This is a genomic window from Marinobacter zhejiangensis (assembly GCF_900114775.1).
GTDB lineage: Bacteria > Pseudomonadota > Gammaproteobacteria > Pseudomonadales > Oleiphilaceae > Marinobacter > Marinobacter zhejiangensis.
Genome location: NZ_FOUE01000003.1, coordinates 527996 through 544152, shown reverse-complemented (window position 1 = coordinate 544152; position 16157 = coordinate 527996). Strand labels below are relative to the sequence as shown.

The window sequence follows — 16157 nt, the reverse complement described above, 5'->3', positions numbered from 1 at the left end:
CTGGCCGCCCCGCGGAACTGGCACAGCTTTCGCTAATTACCCTGTAAACCAGACTTCCTGCCGCATTCGCTGCAGAAGCTTGCCGCCCTGTTTGCCGGGGCCAGATTCAACGAGGTGTATCCATGTACCCACAGCATCAGTCTCCGGAAGCCCCTTCGAGCCAGGCCGAACTGGCCCGACGCCTGCTGGACGCCAATGACGCCTACCAGGCTTCAAACAGCCCCAGCGCCTCTCACCCGCAGCGGATGAGCGCCCGTGCCGAGTGCACACGCCTGGTGGAATCGGTACTGACGGAAGACCCTCGCCATCCAGCTGCCTTAGGCCTTATGGGGCGAGTGGCCATGGATAACGGCGATATGGAACTGGCACAAACGCTGTTTAACAGAAGCCTTGATGAAAACGATCAACAGCCCCAGCAATACACCAACCTTGGCTATTGGGCGCTGACTACCGAGAGACCGGTGCTGGCCGAACAGTATTTCCTGGAGGCACTGGAGCTGGACCGGCAATCAGCCGCCGCTTTCTGCGGCATCGCCCACGCCAAACGCATTCAAGGAAAGTTCGATATTGCCTACCTGCATTACCGCAAACTCCTGAACAGCGGGCGGGATTGGCCATCAATCTACAGCGGCATGCTGGCTTGCGCGGAAAACCTGGCCATCCATTCAGTGGACCAGGAGCTGGCGCTGGATGCCATCGCCCTGCTGCGAAGGGATGACCTCCCACTTCAGCAGGTCGGTCGTTTCGTCGCGGCCATCATCAGACACCAGTACGACCTCGACAATCCCCAGGCGCAGGTCTTCCTTGACGCTGCAAGCGGCGATGAGCTGCTGATTCTTGCCCTTGAGAAGACGCTGATGGCGGACCCTGCCGTAGAAGAGTTCGTCACCCTGCTGCGACGGGCCATCGTCGCGGAGGTGGCACACTCGGCAGAACTGCGGGATGACCTTCACCCCCTCACCCTCGCAATCGCTCGTTATGCGGATCGCACCGGCTATGCCTTGTTGGCCAGCGATGACGAAGAGCGGCTGATCTCAGCCATCAACGAGAGCCTGAGAGCCCAGCTCGCCATGGGCGATGCCATCCCCGCCATTATGGGCTCGGTTATGCTCAGCGCTATGTACGGCGCCCTTTTCCAGCAAGGCTTTGCGGTTCACCTGGGACAATGGAACCTGGTTGACTGGCCGCTTGCCTCGCAGACCATGATGGCGGCGAGCTTCTATGACAAGGCCAGCGAAGAGGCCATCAAACAGCATTATGACGAAAAGCTGGCTGAGCTCTGCCTTGATAAGAAAGACCTTCCCCAGGCTTGGCCCTGTTGGTCAACTCTGGCCCACCGCACCGAGAGTAGCCTTAAAAGCATTCTGAACGCCGACTTGGGGCTGGCGACGGAGCTGCTGCCTGATACGCTACGCATCCTGGTCTGTGGTGCTGAATCCGGACAAAGGGCCCTGGAACTGGCCCGTTACCTGAGTGATGTCGAGGTAATTGCCGTCGACGAATCATTGGCCAACATCGCCAAAGCGACACGCCACGCCCAGGAGCTGAACATCGCCAACATTGTGTTCTGGCCATGGTCCATCGCCCAGCGATTCGTCGCTGATGGCCACCAGGTTCACTGGATTGAGATCGGCCGCCTGCCTTCCCCGTCAATGACGGACGTTTCACTGGCCGCGATGGTCAATAGCGCGTCCGGTCATGGCTGTGTCGTTCACATGCACACCGAGGTCACAGAGCAGACCATTGGCGACGACCACGTCCGCAAGCTCATCCGCGAGCACAGCCTCAAACCCACCCGTGAAACCCTGCACCGGCTGCGCCGAATGGCATTGAACAATCGCGACGACAGCAAATGGCAAAGTGTTTTGGCCGAGACCGGTTTTTATGCCCTTGGCGGGTGCCAGGATCGTTGGTTCCGGCCTCAAGATATCGGCCAGCTTAAAGAACTCATGGGATTGATGAGCAACGAGCTTAATTGGAAACTCGTCAAAGTCAGGGACAGCGACGGTCACAGTCTGGCCACAAGCCCGGTTCAACGGCAACTGCAGGCCGAAGCCCAAGGCGACCAAGTCCAAACACTGATGGGACTGCCCCTAAGCCTGTACTTCGTGAAACGGGCCTAACGGGCCGGGGGGGCTTAATGCCCCCTTGCTCTGGTTTCTCAGTAATATGGGATCAACGACTCACCGTACAGGTGAAGCTCTTCGAGAATATGCTGCTTTGCAGGCGGCAGATCAGGGTCAGCCGCCAATTGCTGCAGCAACTTGAAATACTCTTCCAGGGAGCGCCAGCCTTTCTTGGGCTGCATCAGCCGCTGTTGTCGGAATTGCTCCCATTGCTCCTGCTCTTCGGAAAGCAATGACTGAGGGTAGTTGCGGGCACGGTACCGGAACAGCATTTCCGACAGCCGTCCATCGTCGAACTTAACGTCCAACTCTCCGAGGTTCTCAACAGGCTGCTGCAGAACCCAATTCAGCTTTTCGCGGTCCGTTCGACTAATAAACCCACCCGCATACAACTGCTCGTCCGGATCGGTCAGCTCACTCTCGTGGGGCTGATCAAAAGCCTCGGCGATTCGTTCAGCCAACCCTTGAGCCTGACGTAACTTTGCCAGGTTTTCCCGAAGCACGGCACCATCCAGCTCCAATTGCTGCAATCGCTCCGGACTCAGCGATTTCAGCATGGTTGCAGGCGCCAGTACGGGGCATTTATTAAGCTGAATGCCCTTGAGAGGAAATCGGCTTACTCCTTCAGCCAAATCAGCCTGCGCCGTAAACACCCGCGCCCGAATTTCATCAACGGAAGCACCGATCAGCTCCGAAGGATCCTCGCGAAGATCGTAGACAATCACCAGATTCTTGTTTGAGCGATGCTCAGCAACCGGCGCGACCATTGCGCAGCAGCCACGACTGGCCGGGTATTTCGACGATATATGGAAAACCGGCTTGAGCGCCTGAGTGTCCAGCATTGCCCTGGCCGAAACCTTATCCTTATTGGACAACACAAAATCAAACAGACGCGGATGCTTCTCTTTGATCAGGCGCGCAACCGCGATCGTTGCCTCTACATCAGACATCGCATCGTGAGCCGCCTCATGGGTTATCCCGTTGGCAACGGTCAGTTCCTCAAGACGGAAGCTGGGGCTGCCATCCTCTTTGGTCGGCCAGTTGATACCCTCTGGCCTCAGCGCATAGGTCAACCGCACCATATCAATGATGTCCCAGCGCGAGTTCCCGTTCTGCCACTCCCGTGCATAAGGGTCCTGGAGATTGCGATAGAGCGTATGGCGGGTGACTTCATCATCGAAGCGCAAACTGTTGTAGCCGACAACACAGGTTCCGGGCTGGCTAAAAGCTTCGTTGATCTGCGCGATAAACTCCGATTCGGGATAGCCGTCTTCGAGCGCTTTTTGCGGGGTAATCCCTGTAATCAGACAGGCCTCGGGAGACGGCAGGTAGTCATCCGAAGGTTTACAGTAGATGACTAGAGGGTCCTCAATGATGTTGAGGTTTTCGTCGGTTCGAACCCCGGCGAATTGGGAAGGATGGTCGTGGACCGGGTCTACGCCAAAGGTTTCGTAGTCGTGCCAATAGAATGAGCGGATCACCGCAAACAGCTCCTGCGCCAGCTAAATGTTTTCTGGCTGGGCAGTCTATCAGAAAAGCCCCATACCCCGGTCGATGTATTCAGTGCGAGCCCTAGGAATACCGTTTTGCAAGGTTTGTAGATCCAGGGTCATGCTCGTCGGTATGTTGACAAAAACACCAGGGTTCGCGTTGATAATCTGATCCCCTGCCAGGTTTTGCCAATCAACTGCCTGCTTCTGAAACGACAGGAACAGGTCGTCAGTGAACCCGACGGTGCCATCGCCGTTGTCGACCCCAACATCCAGAGTCTGCAGGTTCGACAGCGCGCTGCACTGAACACCGGTAGCGCAATCCGTCGCCGCATCCGCAAGTCCGATATGTGTAGCCCGATAATTGGTGGCCGTTGTGCTGTCATCGTATAGCACGGCCTGGCTAAGATTCCCGGCACCATCATTCAGTTGCAACCCCAGGTTGCCGGAGAGACTGGAAATATCCCCTGACAACGTGCCTCTCGCCTGCCCAAACCCTACACGAAGCCCAACGACCTCCCCGTCCACTTCCGCCAGCTCGAAATAAGGATTCTCGGCTTCAAATGGGACTATGTCGCCAATGGCATAGGCTTGGCCATCGAGCTGGATTTTCGTGTCGTCCTGGGAAATATGACCGAGCGACAGCTGAGAAACTGCAAGGTCCGATGCCACACCATCATCACCCAGCACGACCGCATCGACATTGGTTTGGACACCAATATCCATCCCCATCGTAATGCGGGTAAACTGCTGATTCATCCCCGCCAGCTGGTCAATCGCTATCATGGCCTGTCCCTGTACCTGCTCCAGTTCCCTGTCAGAAATCGGCGTCAGCTCGGCGAGTACACCCTCACTCTTAGCCAGGCAGCAGATAGCAAGGGCGGCGAGTCCAATCGCACCCTGTTTCATGTCGTTGATGTGTCTCTGATCGAAATTATTGTTCACTCGCAGCCCGAACGCCCTGCCGTTTCCGGCAACCGCCCCTGTCCACGAGGTTTCAACACCCGATAACGGGCACGCTTCACTTTGGAAAGCCTTCTCCGGGCTTTGCCTTAAGCTCTGAACATCGTTTCTTGCTTATCTTGCGTTTAACTGTCGAATCCTGCGGCCTTCACATTGGCGCCATTCGCCTCTATCAAAGCAGAGTGCCTGACACCAACAACTGGGCATCCCGCCCTGGTCATTTTTATTTGTAAGTTTATGTTGCCGCAGCGCCACTATACTCATGGCAGCCGGGTCAAAGAAGTGAGCCCTGTCACATCAGGCCATTAACGAAAGGTTATATTCAGGAAGATTATGACCCACATCTCATTTCTTTATTTTTCATAAAGTTGAAACCATAGTGCCATTTTGTCACGATTTACGGATCAAAAAAAGCCAGCCCTAAAGGCTGGCTTTCTCTTGCATGGCCAAGGCTTCAGGCTTCTTGCCAGCCCTGCACCGCATCCTTTCCGTACTGCTCGCGCCACTCATTCAGCGTTTTGTGGTTGCCACCGCGAGTCTGAACCACTTCACCGGTATGCGGGTTCTTATAGGTTTTCAGGGGGCGCTTGGCACGGCCCGAAGATGCAGCCTCAGCTTTGCCACCAGCGATGGACGGATCAATCGCAGCCAACACCTGCAGCACATCCTTCGGGGTCTTGCTGTATTCCGTCATCAATTCCCGAACTTTGTCTTCAAACTCGAGCTCACGCTTAAGCGCCTGGTCTTGCTCCAGCTGACGCAGTTCTTCGGAGAGCTTTTCCATAAGCTGCTTTTTCTGGTAGTAGTCGTTGATCTTTGCCATTTAAAATTAGCCTTATCTTAACCGTATTAATTGTCTAAATAACCAGAATACAAAATACTCTCGACTCAAATTATATATTGATAATCTTATAAATAAAGAAAAATTTTGAAATATATATTTCCGGGTTTAAAAACCGGAGGCGAACAAAAAACCGGCTATCTGGCCGGCTTTCTGTGCTTCAAATCAAAGTCGTAAATCGGCAGCGCCGAGGGGCAGCACGCCTTTCAAATCAAACAACACCCCATTCGCCTTGAGCAGCGACCGCAGATCCTGCTCACTCATGCTGGCATATTCATTGTGTGGGACAGCAAGTACCACTGCGTCGTAGTGGTCCCTCTTCAGGTCCTTCACCAAACCTATTCCGTATTCATGCTGCGCTTCTTGATTATCAGCCCAGCAGTCGGCCACATCGACCTGACAACCAAAGTCCTGCAGCTCTTTAACCACATCAATAACACGGGTATTTCGCAAGTCAGGGCAGTTTTCTTTAAACGTCAGGCCCAGTATTAATACCTGAGCTCCTGCAATCGTCTGCCCTACCTTGATCATACGCTTGACCAGCTCAGACGCCGCATAAGGCCCCATATTGTCATTTACACGGCGGCCTGACAGGATGATTTCAGGGTGGTATCCCACTGCTTGGGCTTTATGGGTCAGATAATAGGGATCCACACCAATGCAGTGCCCACCAACGAGCCCCGGCTTAAATGGCAAGAAGTTCCACTTGGTACCAGCAGCAGCTAGCACTTCATGAGTATCAATACCCAAGCGGGCAAAAATCATTGAAAGCTCGTTCATCAGCGCAATGTTCAGATCTCGCTGGGTGTTTTCGATAACCTTTGCAGCTTCAGCAACTTTTATAGAACTGGCTTTATGAGTGCCTGCGGTAATGATTTCCGCATACAGCGCGTCAACTTCATCCGCAATTTCTGGGGTTGAGCCAGACGTTACCTTCTTAATAGTTGTCACCCGGTGCTCTTTATCACCGGGATTGATACGCTCGGGGCTGTAGCCGGCATAGAAGTCTTTATTGAACGTCAGGCCGGAAACCTTTTCCAAAACCGGTACGCAGACCTCTTCGGTTGCACCTGGATAGACTGTTGATTCATAAATAACGATATCGCCCTTTTTGAGGACTTTACCGACAGTCTCACTGGCTTTTTCCAATGGTGTCAGATCTGGTGATTTAAACTCGTCAATTGGAGTCGGTACTGTGACGATATACACCTGACAATCACGGATTTCTTCAATGTTACCTGTAAAGGACAGGCCAGATGCGACTAGCAACTCTTCACGGGACACTTCACGAGTAACATCCTCGCCCTCATTCAGTTCCGCAATTCGTTTGCTATTTATATCAAAACCAATCACTTCCCTTTTTTCGCCAAATGCCGCAGCCAATGGCAGCCCCACATACCCCAGACCAATAACCGAAATCTTCTTCATATAGCATCCATTAAACAATCAATCAGCCAACAGGTAACGCCCTGAATTAAGCTACCCTTGCATAGCAATCGTTTAGGTAAAACTCAGTGAACGTTGCCATCCAAAGGCGGCTTAGCATTATTACTTTCACCCAACCCTGCCCCGTGCTGCCAGACCAGGTCAACGACATCACCGTTTGGCGAATACCCCGTCGGAGCGCTGCGCAAAATATCGACCACTTTCTCGCAATCAAAAGTGTGACTAGCCAACGACAGGCGTTCCAACAATTGAGCAACCTCGCCCCAGGGCATCGACACTTCCCGGGCCATCATTATCCTCGGATGGGCTGTACCCTGAGGGTCATCACCAATCAGCAACTCCTCATACAGTTTTTCACCCGGGCGCAGACCGGTGTACACCACCTCAATGTCTCCGGCGGGATTGTCACATGTCTTCTCGTCCAGGCCCATCAGGTGAATCATCTTCCTCGCCAGGTCGGCAATCTTCACCGGCTCCCCCATATCCAGAACAAACACTTCACCGCCACGTCCCAAACTGCCGGCCTGCAGAACCAGTTGACTGGCCTCTGGAATAGTCATGAAGTAGCGAATGATGTCCGGGTGAGTCACCGTGACCGGGCCACCATCGCGGATTTGGTCACGGAATAACGGAACCACAGAGCCGGACGACCCCAACACGTTGCCAAACCTCACCATGGAAAATACCGTCTCACTCTGGCGCTGGGCCAGCCCCTGAAGAACCAGCTCGGCAAGGCGCTTGCTGGCTCCCATCACATTAGTGGGGCGCACAGCCTTGTCGGTAGAAACCAGAACAAACCGCTCGACACCCGCCAAAATAGCTGCCTCAGCGGTGTGCCAGGTGCCGAATACGTTGTTTTGCGCACCCTCTATGACATTATGCTCCACCAGCGGGACGTGCTTGTAGGCAGCCGCGTGATATACCGTCTGAATACCAAAGGCCTTCATCACCGCCTCACATCGTCGGCGATGGGCCACACTCCCAAGCACCGGGTGCAGGGAAACTTCCAGCCCTTCCACTTCATTGATTGAGCGCAGTTCGCGTTCAATGGAATACAAGGAAAATTCAGACTGCTCAAAGAGAACAAGGGTGCGAGGTTTGTTGCGCAGAATCTGGCGACATAACTCCGAACCGATAGAACCGCCGGCGCCGGTTACCATAACCGACTTCTGATACAGGCTATCTGCAACGATGGCTGTATCCGGACGAACCGGATCCCTTCCCAACAAATCTTCGATTTCCAGATCACGGATGTCGTTGATACGAGCCTGGCCAGCCACCAGCTCAGACATGGAGGGGACCGTTTGGACGGGAATGGAAAGCCCTTCCAAGGTACGAATAAGCTCTTTCCGATTAACGGAACCAGTATCCTCCATCGCTAACAGAACCCGGCCTGCGTCCAAATCTTTAACCGCCTTATCGATATGTTCAACAGAATAGACGGGTAGATTGCCAATCAGTGAACGATGATTGCTATTTTCCATCGAAATAAAACCAACGGGCCGGAACTCCACCCCCTGAGCTAGCGCCGAAGCCAACTGCATACCTTTGGGGCCAGCACCTACGATTATTACACTATCTTTAGACTTAGCCCCCGGACGCTGCACAAGGCTTCTTACTGAAAATCGCGTACCCGCCACTAGCAGAAATGCAAAGGCGGCATAAATAACGGGCACCGATCGTGGCACCAACGCCTGAAACAGAAAACCGAAAACAATCAGCGCGATACTCGAAAAGGCCACACCTATGATGATGGCCAAAAACGCGTATTCACTGAGATAACGGATAACTGCACGATAAAGCCCAAGTTTGATAAACGCGCCAATGGTAACCAACACCGTCGCACCTGAGACCAACAACTGCTTTTCAGCAGGCATCCACGCAATATCCTCAAAACGCAACGCGAAGGCCGCCCAAATTGCGACCGAAAGCAGCAGCAAATCGGCAATCACCGAAACTAACCGCTTTGTGGGTCGTGATAACCCAAGAATTCTGTTGATCACAGTCGACCTCAAAATCACCGTTCCTTACTTACCCGATCACCAGAGCCTTTTCCTACAACAGTCTGCAGGATATAACGGAAATAGTCTTTAATCCCCAAGGAATGAAGCATCTTTGCATCAGTCTCCGCTAACAGCACAGGGGTCGACATATCAATCTCATTTATCTGCGCCAACCCGGTAATTCCTGGTCGCGCTAGTAGCACGCCTCGTTTCTCCCGTTCCAGAATCAGCGTTTCCTGGTTAAAAAGGCAAGGCCGTGGACCAACCAGACTCATCTCCCCTTTCAACACATTCCAAAGCTGCGGAAGTTCGTCCAGCTTTGTACGGCGAAGAAAATGTCCGAAACGGGTGATTGAGGATGCACTGGCAAGGTGACTGGCAACAGAGGCTGTATCCACTTTCATCGTTCGAAATTTAACGAGAGTGAAAGGTGCCCTATTCCGCCCTACGCGTTCCTGCAAAAACAAAGGTGAGCCAGTATCGAACAAGCCGGCAATAAAAATGACAAATAAAATGGGAAGTCCTGCCAGCAGACCAAATGAGGCTATAACTATGTCCAAGATTCGAATCACGTCACGTCACCTCGCCATCAATGAAACAACGCCTCAATCCATCATTAACTGTTACAACAGGAGACCAGCCCAAAACTTCTCTTGTACTCGAAATATCAATTTGAAGCGAATCCGTTAGCTTATCCGCCACATTTCTCTTACCTATTAGCATCAATGCAAGCCTTAGTAGCCATAGCGGTACCGGTATCACTCGGCTGGGTTTCCCCATCGCGCGAGCAACCAAACGAAGCAGTTCCGGAGTTGACACATCATCGCCATCTCCAGCCAGGAAAACCTTGTTTCCAGCGGACGGATGATCAATACACGCCTCAATTAAACTCACCAAATTATCGATACCTATTATCGTCCGCTTGTTTCGAACCGCCCCTAAGGGGATGGGAAGACCACTCTCTACTAACCTGACCAACCGACCAAAGTTACCTGGCGCCCCGGGACCATATACAAGAGGTGGGCGTATGATCACAATCTCTAGCCCCGTCGTTTTACTAATTTGGACCAGACCTTGCTCCGCTTCCCATTTTGATTTCGCGTAATACCCAGAGGGTGCGACGCTATCACTTGCTTTTATTGGCTGATGGCTTTTCTGCCCATTAACTCCTATAGAGCTGATAAAAATAAAGCGCTTGACTCCAGCCTGAGCTGCCTGCTCAGCCAGGTTAACGGTACCCGTAACGTTGACTTCCTGAAACTCTTCGAGTTGATCGGACGAATCAGAAAGCTCAATGTGTGCTTTGGCCGCAACGTGAACAACGACATCCACCCCTTTGAGTGCTTCGGTCCAGTCCGAATCAGATTTTATAGCCATACCACAGAAAATCGATGGGTCGTTCGAACCTGAGGAACGGGCAGTTCCTCTTACCTTGAACGCGCAACAATTCATGAGGTGCTTGTACAAATTTCGGCCAACAAAACCGGTAGCGCCAGTGACCAAAACACTTGCTCTATTTTCCATCAAAGAAGCCCTACTCCACCACCATTCAACGTTAGGGCGCAGTTAATATCGACCGAACACGAATTGGCAGAAGGATATCCGAACATAAACCAAAGCAACTGCAATTTCGATTAGCCGTACTTTGGACATTTTGAAAATTTCAAATCTTTTTAAGCCTAAGATGGCGTGTAAAAACGTAAGCGTGGTCGTGGACAAAGTTCACGAGTAAGGCAAAAATCCATCTTGACGGCGAAACCAGCATGTAATTCTTTGACAGAATCATTGCTTTGGCCAAGAAAATTTTCCGGCGCCCCATAATCTTCATAGAGTTCGTTGAGTGAGACCTGTAGTAAAATAGAGGCTCATGGACACACACGAATTCAGTGACTGCCGCGCATCGTATTGAGAAATCCCAGTCTTCGATTGATAAGGACTCGTCAAATCCACCCACTGAATCGTATACAGCACGCTTCACCATAATAGTTCCACCGGCATATGGCTGGCGAATAATCAGACTATCCAGCACGTTCCCAGAATATGTTTTCTTAGGAAAGGTTCTAATTTCCGCCCCGGTATTACTATCGAACTCAACAGACTGTGTATAACAAAATCCTGTCAGATCGGACTTTCTTAAGGCCTCCAACTGCTTCTCTACTTTGGTCGGTGCAAAGTAATCATCCGATGCCAAAAAGCAAATATATTCGCCCGTTGACAATTCCCTAATAGCTCTATTCAAGGTTCTAGAAACGCCCCTATTGCTCTGCGCAATGAACTTGAATCCCAACCGTCCTGATTCTTCCTCCAACATTTCTACTGAGCCGTCAGTAGAGCCATCGTCTACAACTACTATTTCGACATTTTTGTATGTTTGATTGAGAACGCTTTCTATAGCCTTAAGAATAAATTCTTTATGGTTATAGGAAGGAATTACAACGCTTACTAATGGTTCAATACTCATTTCTGACCTTCCAGAATATGAGCATAGAAGGTAATAAGTTTCCGTCCCTCTGAATCCCAGTTATATTTAGTCAGAACGGCTTGCCTGCCATTTTCCCCCATAGAACTAGCTAACGTTGGGTCCGAAACCAACGAATCAACAGCTCGGGAGATTTCTTGAGGAGACAAAGGATCCACGCAGATACCGCAGTTGTTTCCCTCGATGATTTCTTTCCAAAGAGGGAAGTTTGATGCTATTACAGGCAAGCCAGCACTCATATACTCAAACATTTTATTTGGCTGGGATTCAATGTGATTGGCCGCTGGAAGAAAAGTGACCGCTGCGACTCTGGCGGAAGATAAGAGGTCTTTAATCGCAGCTCGATCGACCTGCCCTACGAACTTAACTTGCGCCCAGCCTTCGCTGGACTTTAATCTGGATTCGAAATTCGGATCAGCAATGGAACCAGCCATAATCAAGGTCTTTGAATTCCCTGTTGGCAGAGCTTCAACAAGCTGAGAAACGCCACGAACCTCAGAGATCGCGCCTATATATGCAACATCATATTTTTTGTCAGAACCAACGGCTGGAGTTGTGAACTCCTGTTGAAATGGAAAATTGTTAACGTCAAGAGCCGTGACTCCCAAACGTTCAAAGTGCGCTCGTATCGACGGCGTAGCGGCTACTACAGCGTCTAGCCTTTTTACGGCCATCCGCTCATACATTCGATACATGCCTGCTATGATTGGCCGGAGAACTGGTCGTATATATGGCTTATCTTCAATATCATCTGCATAATTTTCATGAGAATCAAACACCACACGTGCAGACGGCCTCACACGTTTGAGTTTGACACCCACGGGGATCAGTTCAGGGTCATGAAAATGATACAAATCGGCATCAATTTTCTTTGCGCATCGATATACAGCCCTGGTGGTTCCAAGCATACGTCCGAGGCGCCCTTTGGCAGGCATTCCAGCGTCTAGAATTCGCACGCCTGATTTATTTTCATCCCCCAAGCCGTCAGCCACAACAAGCGTGACATTGTACCCGCCCTGAGCGAGAGTCACGCACTCCTTCAGAAAAATCCGAATGTCGTTTCTTTTATGGACCGATGTAATATGTACGATATTCTTCAAAACTAGCTCCTAACCTTGCAAGTGGCGGACAATTTCACCTGAAGCCTTACCACCACCATAAAGCGACAACTCATCTTTCACTATGCGGCCGATATTCAACTGTACGTGCTCGATGATCGCATCCCTATCCGCGCCCACCAGAACGTTGGCACCAACCTCTATCAACTCAACCCACTCAGTTTCGTCACGCATGGTCACGCATGGCTTTCCAAAGAAGAAGGCTTCTTTTTGCACTCCCCCGCTATCTGTAAGAACCAAACCACAGTTCCGAAGTAGCCAAAGCATCTCGAAGTAACCCACCGGATCAATAATTTTCACATCGAGATCCAGACCCTGATCGGAAATCGCTGCACGGGTGCGTGGATGCAGGGGAAGAATGACTTCAGCTACATTTTTGTGTATGGCATTCAAAGCCTGAACGATGCTGGAAAGGCGTCCAATATCATCCGTATTCTCAGCGCGATGCAAGGTAGCGAGCACATAATTACTTTGTCCACCAAGCCCTTGAGGGGGCAACGCGAACTTGGAGAAAAGTAAGGCCGAATCCTGCATTACGTCACCAACCTTCAATACTTTGGCAGGCTTACTATCAAAACCTTCATTGTTCAGGTTCTGAACCGCCGCATCTGTTGGACAGCACAACAGATCACTCAACTGGTCGGTAAGGATGCGATTGATTTCCTCAGGCATATTCATATTAAAGCTACGTAGCCCGGCTTCAACGTGCGCAACAGGAACGTGCAATTTGGCTGCGGCCAACGCACCTGCCAATGTTGAATTCGTATCGCCATAGACCAAGACACGGTCGGGCGCGTAGTCTTTGATTGCCCGTTCAATCTCAATCAGCATTCTCCCGGTCATCTCACCATGAGAACCTCCATTGACATCCAGTCTCACGTCCGGCCGTGGAATATTCAACTGTTCAAAAAACACATCTGACATATTCTGATCAAAGTGTTGCCCAGTATGCAAAACAACTTCATCAATACATTCAGATTTTTTAATGGCGCGAGAAACAACACTCGCCTTTATAAACTGTGGCCTTGCCCCAACTATCGTAAATATTTTCAAAACAAACCCCAATTGGTAAAAATGAGCCCCAAAGATCAAACAGCCTTTCTTCTTGCCATTACCAAGAGCACAGTCGCCCAAAGCATTCCGCCAGTTAAAAAAGCGGTTAGCAGATCCATTGAAATCAGAAAATCACGTATAGGAATAATCATTATAGCCAACGCGAACCAAGGCATTATTTCACCTTTTTTTACTAGCCTATCCAGCAGCGATATAAAGGCCCCGATAAAGACTGAATAAATAACCACGGCGGAAACGCCCGCTTGCGCATAGGCAGACGAAACATATCCGTTATTTGCAGCGGAATCCGGACGCCCCCAGTGCTCTCCCATCAATGACGCCAAACCAACATTATAAGGATAGTCAACAAAATAGCTTAAAAATGAGTTCGAATAAAAAATAAACTCATTATTTTCAAAAAAGTCGAAATATAAAAACGTTAAATGTGCTGGTAAAATAAAAACACGACTTGGAAAAAGCGCACTCACCCAAACATCGCCTAAAATAAAAAATGTAGCTATTGAAAATAATACAATTGTTGAGAAACCCAAAGGAATAAATAACATACTACTATAACGGCGAAAATATAACCAAATCAAAACAACTAAAACCGGAGAAAACAACACCGATTTATGCGCATTAGCAGCGAAATAAAAGACAAAAACAAGCACTACCACCCCGGCTGCCAAGACATTTCGCTTCAATAATAGATAGGAAAGAGCATAAACAGCAAAAACTTTGTATATCCAGTTATTCAAGTATGCAAAAAAACCAAACGCCGCGAGCTCCTCATTAACACGACGAAATTCATAAACTTTGGAAAGGTCCAAGTTCAACCCAACTCCTCTGTACAGATACCAAAAAACTAGAAAGATCGTTAACATCACTGATAAAAGGAATGCAATCCTTCGCCCTCCTTTCAAAATAGGGATTTTTAACGGTAACGCCTTATCGAAGAAGATCATGGAAAGGTAAACCACTAAATAGGCAATTCCAGAAACTAATATCGGAAATAGCGGTCGCGCCTCATCCATACCCCATACAGTCATTAAAGGAGCCCATAGGCCTAGAATGATAGTGACAAAAACATAGTCACGAACCAGCTTGAAACGGCTATTCAAAACTAAAAATGACGGAATGTATAAGACCCATGAGAGGGAATACCTAATAGGATCAAGAGAAAGAGTATATCCGAAAGCAGAAAAATGAGGAGCCAAAACTAAATAATAGGCAGCATCTAACGATGCTTTAAATAAAAGCAACGCCAGAAAGAAAGAAAAACTATGTATAGACATAAACACAGGCTGTTCGTGGTTACGCGTAAGATGCGAAAAACTCAAGCTAGTCTCACCTTAATAACGTGGCATAGAAGGGAAAAGTAAACCGAATAGCAAATCACAAACCCTGCCGAAATTAGAAAAATATAATAATATAAATCAAAATCACCATTCAAAGAGACAAAGTAAACAACTACAACCATCGCAAGTGAAAGAAAGTCATAATAAAGTTTGAATCTCTGGGCTTCCAAGACAGACAGTAGCCGACTGAGACTGCTGACAACAAAAGCAAAATACATCCACGGTGCCATTATGGCGATGATCCCCCCCATTTGAGCCCACTGGTCACCGAGCAAGACTGGTACAAGCAAAGGAGCAAATACTAGGCTGGCCACCAACGGAACCAAACCTATGAGAGCTAACTTCTTGAACATTGAATAGAATAAACGCTTCCCCTCTGCGTACTGCTTACTCCGATAATTTTCTGCTAGTTCCATCTGAAATACATCTGAAATAGCGGCGCCCAACTGGGTATTGGGGATAGCTACAAGTAAGCGAGCAACACCAAAGAGCCCAGCAGCCTGGGCACCATAGAGTGCACCAACCATAGGAACAGGCATAACGGACGCCAGTTGGTTCAAAGCAACGGATGGCATCTCATATTTTGGGAACGTCACATACCGCGCCCCTACAGCGAGCATACTCTTAACATTCCAAGAGCATGAGGGCCCGATTCTCTTTCGTGTTTGAACAACACGCTTTCTAACTGCGGCTAAAGCAGCCCACGACCCCAGCACTTCAGCGATAAAAAGCCCGATGACCCCACCGCCGAGAACGCCGCCGGCGATCCTTATACCCGCATTGGCAGCCGATCGCGAAATTGTGGCACGCTTAATGGCAACAAGCTCCCGTAACCTCAAGCTCCAAGAGCGATACATCATAAATAGCCCAAATCCAAGTACAGACAGTCCTGCGGCATAGGGGGACCAAACCGGCAACTCAGAAAAGCTCAGAAAGCCCGAGCTCATCAACACATAGAGCGCCGGCACTGAGATCAGCGCCATAGCAACCACAACAACTGAACCTAATCGGAAAAGGTGATCTGATTCATCGTCATCTTTACAAACAAGCATCGCACCTTCAAAGCGCCACGACGCCAATGAAACCCAGAAACTAAAAAATGCAAGATAGATAGAAATTATACCGAGAGCTTCGGGGCTATATAGCCAAGTAACCACAACCATAGACACGGCAGTAATTATTTGAGCCAATGCCGTTCCGGTTAATAGAGTGATAACGGAAGCAAAAACCCGATCTTTTACCAAAATATTAGGTATTTTAATCACCCGGTTTCTCTACAA

Annotated in this window: 13 protein-coding genes; 1 reads left to right on the top strand and 12 read right to left on the bottom strand. The window is 49.8% G+C overall.

What is annotated here, in order from left to right:
• The first annotated feature begins 122 nt into the window (after positions 1-122).
• The gene (locus BMZ67_RS12380) at positions 123-2123 is read left to right on the top strand and encodes a tetratricopeptide repeat protein (RefSeq protein WP_092023046.1); all 2001 of its coding nucleotides are present in this window, start codon (positions 123-125) and stop codon (positions 2121-2123) included.
• A 38-nt stretch (positions 2124-2161) separates the two neighbouring features.
• Here BMZ67_RS12380 and sbcB read toward each other — a convergent pair whose 3' ends face one another.
• The 12 genes from sbcB to BMZ67_RS12320 all read right to left on the bottom strand — a co-directional run bounded on the left by sbcB (position 2162) and on the right by BMZ67_RS12320 (position 16142).
• A complete protein-coding gene (sbcB, locus tag BMZ67_RS12375) occupies positions 2162-3607 on the bottom strand; it encodes an exodeoxyribonuclease I (protein ID WP_092023044.1) in 1446 nt (481 codons plus the stop codon).
• Between the two features lie 48 nt (positions 3608-3655).
• Positions 3656-4561, bottom strand: coding sequence for a hypothetical protein (locus BMZ67_RS12370; protein WP_245749963.1), 906 nt, complete (start codon positions 4559-4561; stop codon positions 3656-3658).
• Between the two features lie 472 nt (positions 4562-5033).
• On the bottom strand, positions 5034-5402 hold the full coding sequence (locus BMZ67_RS12365) for a histone-like nucleoid-structuring protein, MvaT/MvaU family (protein ID WP_092023042.1): 369 nt from the start codon (positions 5400-5402) through the stop codon (positions 5034-5036).
• A gap of 183 nt (positions 5403-5585) precedes the next feature.
• Positions 5586-6848: a Vi polysaccharide biosynthesis UDP-N-acetylglucosamine C-6 dehydrogenase TviB gene (gene tviB / locus BMZ67_RS12360; protein ID WP_092023041.1), complete on the bottom strand. Its 1263-nt coding sequence runs from the start codon at positions 6846-6848 to the stop codon at positions 5586-5588.
• An 83-nt stretch (positions 6849-6931) separates the two neighbouring features.
• The gene (locus BMZ67_RS12355) at positions 6932-8869 is read right to left on the bottom strand and encodes a nucleoside-diphosphate sugar epimerase/dehydratase (RefSeq protein ID WP_175481915.1); all 1938 of its coding nucleotides are present in this window, start codon (positions 8867-8869) and stop codon (positions 6932-6934) included.
• Between the two features lie 14 nt (positions 8870-8883).
• Positions 8884-9441: a sugar transferase gene (locus BMZ67_RS12350; RefSeq protein WP_092023037.1), complete on the bottom strand. Its 558-nt coding sequence runs from the start codon at positions 9439-9441 to the stop codon at positions 8884-8886.
• A 1-nt stretch (position 9442) separates the two neighbouring features.
• A complete protein-coding gene (locus BMZ67_RS12345; protein WP_092023035.1) occupies positions 9443-10393 on the bottom strand; it encodes an NAD-dependent epimerase/dehydratase family protein in 951 nt (316 codons plus the stop codon).
• Positions 10394-10532: 139 nt separating this feature from the next.
• Positions 10533-11330: a glycosyltransferase gene (locus BMZ67_RS12340; RefSeq protein ID WP_092023033.1), complete on the bottom strand. Its 798-nt coding sequence runs from the start codon at positions 11328-11330 to the stop codon at positions 10533-10535.
• Positions 11327-12448, bottom strand: coding sequence for a glycosyltransferase family 4 protein (locus BMZ67_RS12335; protein WP_092023031.1), 1122 nt, complete (start codon positions 12446-12448; stop codon positions 11327-11329). Before BMZ67_RS12335 ends, BMZ67_RS12340 begins: the two co-directional genes overlap by 4 nt.
• Before the next feature lie 9 nt (positions 12449-12457).
• Complete coding sequence (gene wecB, locus BMZ67_RS12330) at positions 12458-13558, bottom strand: non-hydrolyzing UDP-N-acetylglucosamine 2-epimerase (RefSeq protein WP_281246611.1); 1101 nt, start codon at positions 13556-13558, stop codon at positions 12458-12460.
• The gene (locus BMZ67_RS12325) at positions 13555-14859 is read right to left on the bottom strand and encodes a hypothetical protein (protein ID WP_139214372.1); all 1305 of its coding nucleotides are present in this window, start codon (positions 14857-14859) and stop codon (positions 13555-13557) included. The genes wecB and BMZ67_RS12325 overlap by 4 nt, the downstream gene beginning before the upstream one ends.
• The gene (locus BMZ67_RS12320; RefSeq protein WP_139214371.1) at positions 14856-16142 is read right to left on the bottom strand and encodes a lipopolysaccharide biosynthesis protein; all 1287 of its coding nucleotides are present in this window, start codon (positions 16140-16142) and stop codon (positions 14856-14858) included. The genes BMZ67_RS12325 and BMZ67_RS12320 overlap by 4 nt, the downstream gene beginning before the upstream one ends.
• Between the last annotated feature and the right edge of the window lie 15 nt (positions 16143-16157).